The sequence below is a fragment of the Vibrio sp. 10N.222.48.A3 genome, from assembly GCF_041475345.1.
Classification (GTDB): Bacteria; Pseudomonadota; Gammaproteobacteria; order Enterobacterales; family Vibrionaceae; genus Vibrio; species Vibrio tasmaniensis_A.
In genome coordinates, this window is record NZ_JBFRVX010000233.1 from 1 (window position 1) to 8,177 (window position 8,177).

8 protein-coding genes and 1 pseudogene are annotated in these 8,177 nt (G+C 45.3%); 6 read left to right on the forward strand and 3 right to left on the reverse strand.

Going from position 1 to position 8,177, the window contains the following annotated elements; all coding sequences use genetic code 11:
* The 6 genes from AB4653_RS07940 to phnE (AB4653_RS07965) form a co-directional block, all read left to right on the forward strand.
* Nucleotides 1-828 (forward strand): sigma 54-interacting transcriptional regulator (locus AB4653_RS07940; protein WP_372103766.1); only part of this gene is annotated, 828 nt, incomplete at its 5' end.
* A 275-nt stretch (nt 829-1,103) separates the two neighbouring features.
* The gene (locus tag AB4653_RS07945) at nt 1,104-2,324 is read left to right on the forward strand and encodes a glycerophosphodiester phosphodiesterase family protein (protein ID WP_102258240.1); all 1,221 of its coding nucleotides are present in this window, start codon (nt 1,104-1,106) and stop codon (nt 2,322-2,324) included.
* A gap of 298 nt (nt 2,325-2,622) precedes the next feature.
* Nucleotides 2,623-3,663 carry a phosphate/phosphite/phosphonate ABC transporter substrate-binding protein gene (gene phnD / locus AB4653_RS07950; RefSeq protein ID WP_041473170.1) on the forward strand — a complete coding sequence of 347 codons (1,041 nt, stop codon included), beginning with the start codon at nt 2,623-2,625 and terminating at the stop codon, nt 3,661-3,663.
* A gap of 127 nt (nt 3,664-3,790) precedes the next feature.
* The gene (phnC, locus tag AB4653_RS07955; RefSeq protein WP_004732991.1) at nt 3,791-4,561 is read left to right on the forward strand and encodes a phosphonate ABC transporter ATP-binding protein; all 771 of its coding nucleotides are present in this window, start codon (nt 3,791-3,793) and stop codon (nt 4,559-4,561) included.
* Entirely contained in the window at nt 4,549-5,373 is an 825-nt protein-coding gene (phnE, locus tag AB4653_RS07960; protein ID WP_102258239.1) for a phosphonate ABC transporter, permease protein PhnE, read from the forward strand. Before phnC ends, phnE (AB4653_RS07960) begins: the two co-directional genes overlap by 13 nt.
* Complete coding sequence (gene phnE / locus AB4653_RS07965; RefSeq protein ID WP_076675284.1) at nt 5,373-6,176, forward strand: phosphonate ABC transporter, permease protein PhnE; 804 nt, start codon at nt 5,373-5,375, stop codon at nt 6,174-6,176. Before phnE (AB4653_RS07960) ends, phnE (AB4653_RS07965) begins: the two co-directional genes overlap by 1 nt.
* A 175-nt stretch (nt 6,177-6,351) precedes the next feature.
* On the opposite strand, the gene AB4653_RS07970 is transcribed toward phnE (AB4653_RS07965), so the two are convergent.
* The 3 genes and pseudogenes from AB4653_RS07970 to glgC all read right to left on the reverse strand — a co-directional run.
* The gene (locus AB4653_RS07970) at nt 6,352-7,131 is read right to left on the reverse strand and encodes an HAD-IIB family hydrolase (RefSeq protein WP_102258238.1); all 780 of its coding nucleotides are present in this window, start codon (nt 7,129-7,131) and stop codon (nt 6,352-6,354) included.
* A gap of 115 nt (nt 7,132-7,246) precedes the next feature.
* Entirely contained in the window at nt 7,247-7,603 is a 357-nt protein-coding gene (gene hpf, locus AB4653_RS07975; RefSeq protein ID WP_009846260.1) for a ribosome hibernation-promoting factor, HPF/YfiA family, read from the reverse strand.
* Between the two features lie 442 nt (nt 7,604-8,045).
* Nucleotides 8,046-8,177: pseudogene (gene glgC / locus AB4653_RS07980) on the reverse strand (glucose-1-phosphate adenylyltransferase); the annotation flags it as partial.

Sequence of the window (8,177 nt, forward strand, 5' to 3'; positions counted from 1 at the left end):
GGAACGGGCAAAGAGGTGATAGCTCGCGCGTTGCATCAATTTAGCCGTCGTAAGGCGAAGCCCTTTGTCGCGATCAACTGTGGCGGCATGACAGAAAGCATTATCGAAAGTGAGTTGTTTGGCCATGAAGCGGGTTCGTTTACCAGTGCCAACAAGAAACGCATTGGCAAAATAGAACAAGCCAATGGCGGAACTCTGTTTCTTGATGAAATAGAAAGTATGCCAATTGCGGTGCAAATTAAACTGCTGCGCGTCATTCAAGAACGAATGATTGAGCGCGTTGGTGGTAACGAGTTAATCCCGGTCGATATTGTGGTGGTAGCCGCCAGCAAAGCTGATCTCGCGAGCCTGAGTGAAACGGGGGAGTTCAGAGCCGATCTCTTCTATCGTCTTAATATTGCTAGCTTAAACCTTCCCGCATTGCGTCAACGCAAAGAGGACATTCAGGTGCTGTTCCGCCATTTTGTGATTCAAGCGAGCCACAAGTACAAGACACGCCCATCAACGATTTACCCTGAACAGATTCAGCAGCTATGTCGACACGAATGGCCGGGTAACGTGCGCGAATTACGCAATGTCGCAGACCGATTTGTACTTGGTATTGTTGGTGATGGCTTTGATCTTCAATCACCAATTTGTGAAGCGTCCGGAGAAGATTTCGCTTTTGAAAAGCAGATGGAGCAGTACGAAAGGAATGTACTGACGGAAGCGCTAATAGAAAGCGCAGGCAACATTAACGAGGTATCAAGTAAGCTGAATTTACCGCGTAAAACCCTTTATCGAAAAATGAAGAAACACCAATTGGATAAAGAGAGCTTCAAGGCCTAACTGGTTCATCCATTCGCTTAATAAAAGCACAAGACAACAATGACCCATTTCACTTTTAGTCGAATGGTTAACCGTTTCAAGTGATTGTAATAAAAGGGCTTTAACATTTGGCACAATGCGTGCAATCACTACATTGTGGCATACGTTCACATGAGGTTATTCGGTGCTGAGTCAAAATATATATGACAGCTATCTATATATGACAGCTATCCAACACCGAATGATCGAATAAAGGAAGTTAGAAAAATAATTGCTTGTTGCAAGGAGATACAAACATGAAGCAAATACTGAAAGGTTCGATTGCTCTGATACTCGGTGTGAGCTCGATGACGGCATGGGCCGCAGCAGAATCAGCCGACTTAGGTCCTCGTCCCCTCTTTTTAGTGAACAATATGGATGAGAGCCCTTTGAAAACCAAGCTGTTGAGTTGCAGTGAAGGACCTTTTCATCGTAGTGATTTTTCTATTGGACATCGCGGAGCTGCGATGCAGTTTCCTGAACACACCAAGGAATCCTACTTAGCAGCGATTCAAATGGGCGCGGGTGTAGTGGAGTGCGATGTGACTTTTACTAAAGATAAGGCGTTGGTATGTCGTCACTCGCAAAGTGATCTGCACACCACAACCGATGTTTTAGCGCATCCCGATCTTGCTAAGAAGTGTTCAACACCGTTCACGCCAGCTAACCCAGCGACAGGCGAAGATGCACAGGTTGAGTGTCGTACCTCTGATTTCACGCTGGCTGAGTTTAAGACCCTGAAAGGGAAAATGGATGGTGCGAATCAAAAAGCAACCACGGTCGAAGAGTACATGAATGGCACACCTGGTTGGAGAACTGACCTTTACAGCCAAAATGGGACACTGATGACACACGCCGAAAGTGCGGCATTGTTTAAAGAGCACGGCGTGAAGGTGACTCCTGAGCTAAAATCGGCGGCGGTAGAAATGCCTTTCAATGGTTTTAGCCAAGAGATGTACGCGCAGAAGCTGGTGGATGAGCTGAAAGAGGCGGGTTTTGAGCCTTCAGAGACTTACCTACAGTCATTCAACTTGGATGATGTGAAGTACTGGGTTAATGAGACGCCTAAGTTCGGTAAGCAAGCCGTTTATCTTGACGACCGTGTCTATGAGCAAGCGGACTTTGTCGCGTCTGTTGAAAACATGAAGGAGCTACACGATGCGGGCGTGAATATCATCGCACCACCTCTGTTTGCTTTGGTTGAACTTGATAAGAACAACGAATTAGTGGCGTCTAACTACGCGAAACTGGCAAAAGATGCTGATCTTGAAATTATTGCATGGACACTTGAGCGTTCAGGCCCGCTAGCGCAAGGCGGCGGATGGTATTACCAAAGCGTGAAAGATGGCATCAACAATGATGGCGACATGATGAAAATGCTTGATGTACTGGCGCAAGATGTTGGTGTTATGGGCGTATTCAGCGATTGGCCTGCAACGGTAACTTACTACGCTAACTGTATGGACAGCGACGCTTAGGCTGTTGTGAGCTCGCTTTGCATAGCAATTATAGCGTTTGTATAGAGAGTACTTAGCCAAAGAATAATAAGATAAAAAGCAGTGAACCAAAGAGCCTTCGGGCTCTTTTTTTACCGCCGAAATTGGCGGGACAGAAATGACCCAAATAGGCACTTCTTAGTTGGACAGTAATGACACAAAAGTAATTTCCCAATCTAGGGTTTTCTTTAAGTTATTGAAATTAAATAAATTAAAAGGTGGCACAAAGGCTGCAATAGCGAAGGTGACTTTCAACAATAAGTAAAAGTAAGGTTTGAATATGAAAATCAGTGTTAAAGGACTGTTAATCGCTAGCTCATTACTACTTCCTTCAATGGCTATGGCAAGCGACTGCTCTAGTCGTGGTGTGTTAGACGATCGATACTGTGATGAAAACCAAGATTTGGTCGCCGATTCACCAAAGAACCCAGATGAGTGGAACGACCCAAGTACGCTTGTGTTTACTTATACGCCAGTAGAAGACCCTGCGTTGTACAAAGATGCGTTTGCGGATTTCCAAGCTCACCTAAGTAAAATTACGGGTAAGCGAGTGATTTACTACACGGTTCACTCGAACTCTGCGCAAGTAGAAGCGATGCGTTCTGGTCGACTGCATGTTGCAGGTTTCTCTACGGGCCCAACAGGCTACGCAGTTAATTTAGCAGGTTACGTTCCAATTGCGGTGAAGGGCGATGAGTCTGGCTTCCAAGGCTACAACCTAATCACGATTGTTCGTAAAGACAGCGGCATTAACAAAATGACTGATCTGAAAGGCAAAAAGGTTGCACACACTTCTGCATCTTCCAACTCTGGCAACCTAGCTCCACGTGCGTTATTTCCAGCGAAAGGCCTAGTGCCAGATGAAGATTACAAAGTGCTTTACTCAGGTAAGCATGACCAATCGATTCTAGGCGTCTTCAATGGAGATTATGACGCAGCACCTGTGGCATCGGACGTGTACGATCGTATGGTAGCAGCAGGTCGTGTTGACGATTCTGAACTGAAGATCATCTACCGTAGCCCACGCTTCCCAACGTCTGCGTTTGGCTATGCTTACAACCTAAAACCAGAACTGGTTGAGAAGATCAACGAAGCTTTCTTTAGCTACCGCTTTACACCAGAAATGAGCGCATCGTTTAAAGGTGCCGACCGTTTCTCGCCAATCAGCTACAAAGAAGAGTGGGATGTGATTCGTGATATCGCTCATGCGACAGGTACGGCTTACACCAAAACTGGCTTGAAGAAATTGGCTGAAAAAGATGCGGCTAAACGAGCAAAGAAAAAAGCCGCTGAGCTAGCAAAACAAGCAAACAACGGCTAGTTCTTTTTTATTAGAAGACTAAGTTTTAGAAAGACTTAGTTCTTTAAAAACACCTACTTCAACTAAATATCTATGCCCTCGCGGGTAGGGCATAGATCATTCTAAAATTCGCACAAGGAAATGCAGTATGGCCGTAGCAAGCTATGAAGGAATAAAGATAAACAACCTTTTCCACGAATACGTGGCAGGCAAGCCAATCCTTAAAGGCATTAATATTGATATCGATGAGCCAGGCATCATCGCGATCATTGGTCCATCTGGTACCGGTAAAAGTACGCTTCTGCGCTGTATCAACCGACTCAACGATCCAAGCCAAGGTGAGATCATATTTGATGGCGCAGACCTGACTCAGCTAAAAGGCCAAGCGCTACGTAAACAACGTCGACATATCGGTATGGTGTTTCAAGAATATAACCTTGTCGAACGTTTAACGGTTATCGAGAACGTGTTAAGCGGCCGCTTGGGTTACATGACCGCTTGGAATGCGTGGCGTCGTAACTACTCTGCGCAAGACCTAGCAAAAGCGTTCGAGTTACTTGAATTTGTTGGCCTGCAAGACTTTGCTAACCAACGTGCCGACAGTTTGTCAGGCGGCCAAAGACAGCGTGTCGGTATCGCTCGCGCAGTAATGCAAGACCCATATATCTTATTGGCGGATGAACCAACGTCATCACTCGACCCAAAAACCGCGGTTGAGATCATGGAGTTGATGGAGACATTCGCAGAACAGAAAAACATCCCAGTGTTGGTGAATATCCACGATGTGAACTTAGCCAAGCGTTATGCCAAGCGCATCATCGGCATGTGTAACGGTAAAGTTCATTATGACGGCAGCCCTGAAGGGATCTCAGAAGAAGATCTAAAAATCATTTACGGGGGTGAGTCATGGCTGGATTAACCCCAAGTTCATCGCCAAGCGTACCGTCAAACCAGTCGCCAACGAAGCATGAAAATCCGTTCAAAACCTCATGGACTAACCGTGCAATTATCGCTGCGATAGTTGCTTATCTGTTTTACAGTTTCTCGACGTTAGGGCTGACCCTCGATCGTTTGATCATCGGTTTTGGTGAAAGTGAGCGGTTACTATCAAGAATGTTCCCGCCAGATTTCTCGCGTACTAATCTACTGCTAAGTGGCTTAGCGGAGAGCTTACAGATAGCGATCATTTCGAGTTTCTTCGGCATCATCATCTCATTGTTTCTTGGCTTACTTGCCGCAAGAAACATGATGCCTTCGATTGTATCGACACCTATTCGTGGCTTCATCGCACTGTGTCGTTCTTTCCACCCAGTGATCATCGCAATTCTATTCGTGAAAGCGGTCGGCTTTGGTGCCCTTGCGGGGATCCTGACTTTAGTATTCGCATCGATTGGTTTTATTGCCAAGCTTTTTGCTGAAGCAATTGAAGAGATCTCTTTTAAACCAGTTGAAGCGATTAAAGCAACGGGGGCGAGCTTTGTCAGCGTCATTCTGTACGCGGTTATGCCACAGGTATTTACTCGTTTCATTGGCTTTGCTAGCTACCAATTGGACTCAAACTTGCGTAACTCAACCATGGTTGGCATCGTGGGTGCGGGTGGTCTTGGCGGTACGCTTTTCTCAGCATTCCAACGTTTTGATTACGACTTTGTCGCCGCTATTTTGATCACCATTATCGCATTGATTCTTGTGGGTGAATTTCTTTCCAATATTGTTAGGAGAATCTTCTAATGACAACTGCATCTATCGATAAAGAGTGGCAGCGCTTTACACCAAACGAACGTGTGGCTCGATTTGCCGTTTACCTTAGCTTAGTGTGTGCGATTGTTTGGTCTTGGCAAACCGTTGAAGTGATTCCTGAGTTCCTATACGACGCGCCAGCCCAGTTTGCCGACATGTTCGAGCGTATGGTGCCAATGGATTACGCGTTCTATCCTGAGTCGATTCACGCAGCGATGATTGAGACACTGCACATCGCGACGTTAGGTACCTTGTTTACCTTGGTATTTGCTATCCCTTTGGCGCTGATGAACGCGCCAAATATCACTCCGAATAAAGCTTTGAATTGGATTGCTCAATTCTTTCTGGTGTCTTCACGCTCTGTGAACTCATTGGTTTGGGCTTTGTTGTTTATCGCACTATTTGGCCCCGGTGTTCTCGCAGGCATTATGGCAATTGCTATTCGCAGTATCGGCTTTGTAGGGAAGCTGTTAGCGGAAGCGATTGCTGAAGTGAACATGGGGCCTATCGAAGCTCTGCGTGCAACCGGCGCTTCTTGGATGAGTATCTTGCTTAAAGGGTATTGGCCACAAGTGATGCCCGCATTCTATTCCATCGTATTGTTCCGTTGGGACATCAATGTGCGTGAATCTGCGGTATTGGGGTTAGTAGGCGCTGGTGGTATTGGCGTGGTGCTAAACGATGCGCAGAACCTTTTTGAGTGGCAAAAAGTTTCGATGGTGTTGGTGAGTATCTTCGCAGTGGTTATCGTTGCAGAAGCAGTGGTGATCCACATCCGTAACAAACTCATATAAACATATGGTGCAATGCAGCGTGTTTTGTGTGATGTGTCAAAGTTAAGAGCTTATCTAGCATTTTGAAGCTCAAACGACCCTAGGTACTTCGGTCTACCTAGCGGTCGTTTTTTTATGTCTATTGAGTGACCTAAGACCTTGTTAGAAGTAGAAGGGCGTGACTCGTTTTAAGTGTCTAGCTTTTAACTGCCAGCAGCGCATCCACAAATTCTGCAAACCCATAGCCTCCCGGCTGCGACATCACCTTACTTGGATGATGATCTAACTTATCCCAATAATGCTTAATGTTTGCCACGCCAACGGTGAGTGGCAGTGATTCGAACATCTGTTGATCGTTCATTGAATCGCCGACATAACACGCTTGCTTGTGGATTTGTTCAAGCGATAAGCCTTTATCAGCCAGGAAACGGTGCACGGCGTTTTTCTTTGAGTGTTCGCCATACCAAGCATTGATATGAATCGAACTTGCCGTCGCGTGTGCGCCTAAAGCGTGTATTCTTTCGAGTACCGCTTGAACAGTTTCAGGATCAACAGGCTTACGGTTTTGGCCGATATCAATCGCGACCTCACACAAGCGGTAAGATTGATCCAAAGTTAGCGAGAGGTCGGGGTAACTCAACAAGATCGCTTCAACTTCTTGTTTTAGCTTTGCTTGGTTCTGACGCACTTGTTCTAGCGGTGTTTCAGATGAGAGTTGTAATGCACCATCTTGCTTCTCTAGTAAGAAGGCGCCGTTCTCTCCTAGCACTGCATCGACAGGCCAAAGCTGCGCAATATGGTCACACCAACCAGCACAAGCGCCAGTCACCGCGACCACTTTGATTCCATTGTCTCTTAGCTTTTGTAACGCAATCAAGGTTTCAGGAGGGAGTGAGCCTTGCCAAGTGAGCGTGTCATCGACGTCGGTTAATACCCATTCGATGTGCTTCCAGTTATTGCCTAGTTGGTGTTCCATCTAAAAACTCACTATTCCATTGATTGAGGTGTAGATCGAAAAAGCCAGCAACGCATGCTGGCTTTGGAATTCTTGTGCGCTTCTATTCGTCAGTGCGCTTTAACTATTAGTCGAGTTATACCAGTTTCATCTCTTGGATGATGTCTGAAGCAATTTCTGGCTTCGTGCTCGTTGGTTTCTCGTGTAAGTCTGATTTCAATTGTCCCTTACGGTTACTTAGGCCTGCTTCAAGTTTCTTGAGTGCTGAAGCGATAGCTGGATACATAACGTCATCTGTAGCTTTTGCGTTTACACGTACACCTTCGTAGTTGGTGAACACTTCAACCTGGTGTTGACCATGTTCTTTTGTGATGATGATGTCGCAGCTGATCAGTGATGGGAAATGGTTAGATATCTTCTCGAATTTACCTTCGATGTCTTTGCGTGACTCGTCGTTAATTGATACATGATGTGTTTGAACATTTATTTTCATAAATCATACCTTTCCAATGACTGTGTCATTTAAACGTAGCAAACATCGGTTAGTTTAACCAACTGCGAAATAGCACATGTGTGATTCACTTCAGTGTTATCAAATAATCTCCCTTTACTCCCTTGAAAGTCCGAAGAACTGATCGCATATTATGTTTCGTGTTTTCAATACATGTTCAAAAATACCTCACTCGCGAAGCATTCCTCTAATCTACCTTGCCAGCCTAGGTTTTATCGCCTTAACCAAACGTCAGCTCAAATACTTATTCTAGTTTAAGTTTTGTAAATCATTGCTAGTTTGATGCCGATAATGCTTTCTTTTTAAATCACTGCAGTTGATATAAAAAGTGTGGTTTATATAAAAAAGCAAAGCTCCGTGAATGCGACTATTGAATAAGGCAACTCTTGGCTGCCCTTATAGCGCCATCTGGTTTTAGCGATAGCTATTCTTCAAATTGGTAAGAAGAGGGCACCACAATGACGCCTTGTTTCGATATGTGAAAGCGTTTAGCGTCGGCAAGGTTATCAATACCGATTTGGGTGCCATCTGGCACTTTGACGTTCTTATCTATGAT

What these genes read in the sequence shown, in the direction of transcription:
- AB4653_RS07945 (WP_102258240.1), top strand. Translation starts at nt 1,104, where the DNA reads ATGAAGCAAATACTGAAAGGTTCGATTGCTCTGATACTCGGTGTGAGC.
- phnE (WP_102258239.1), top strand. Translation starts at nt 4,549, where the DNA reads ATGGCTGGATTAACCCCAAGTTCATCGCCAAGCGTACCGTCAAACCAG.
- AB4653_RS07970 (WP_102258238.1), bottom strand. Translation starts at nt 7,131, where the DNA reads ATGGAACACCAACTAGGCAATAACTGGAAGCACATCGAATGGGTATTA.
- phnC (WP_004732991.1), top strand. Translation starts at nt 3,791, where the DNA reads ATGGCCGTAGCAAGCTATGAAGGAATAAAGATAAACAACCTTTTCCAC.
- hpf (WP_009846260.1), bottom strand. Translation starts at nt 7,603, where the DNA reads ATGAAAATAAATGTTCAAACACATCATGTATCAATTAACGACGAGTCA.
- phnD (WP_041473170.1), top strand. Translation starts at nt 2,623, where the DNA reads ATGAAAATCAGTGTTAAAGGACTGTTAATCGCTAGCTCATTACTACTT.
- phnE (WP_076675284.1), top strand. Translation starts at nt 5,373, where the DNA reads ATGACAACTGCATCTATCGATAAAGAGTGGCAGCGCTTTACACCAAAC.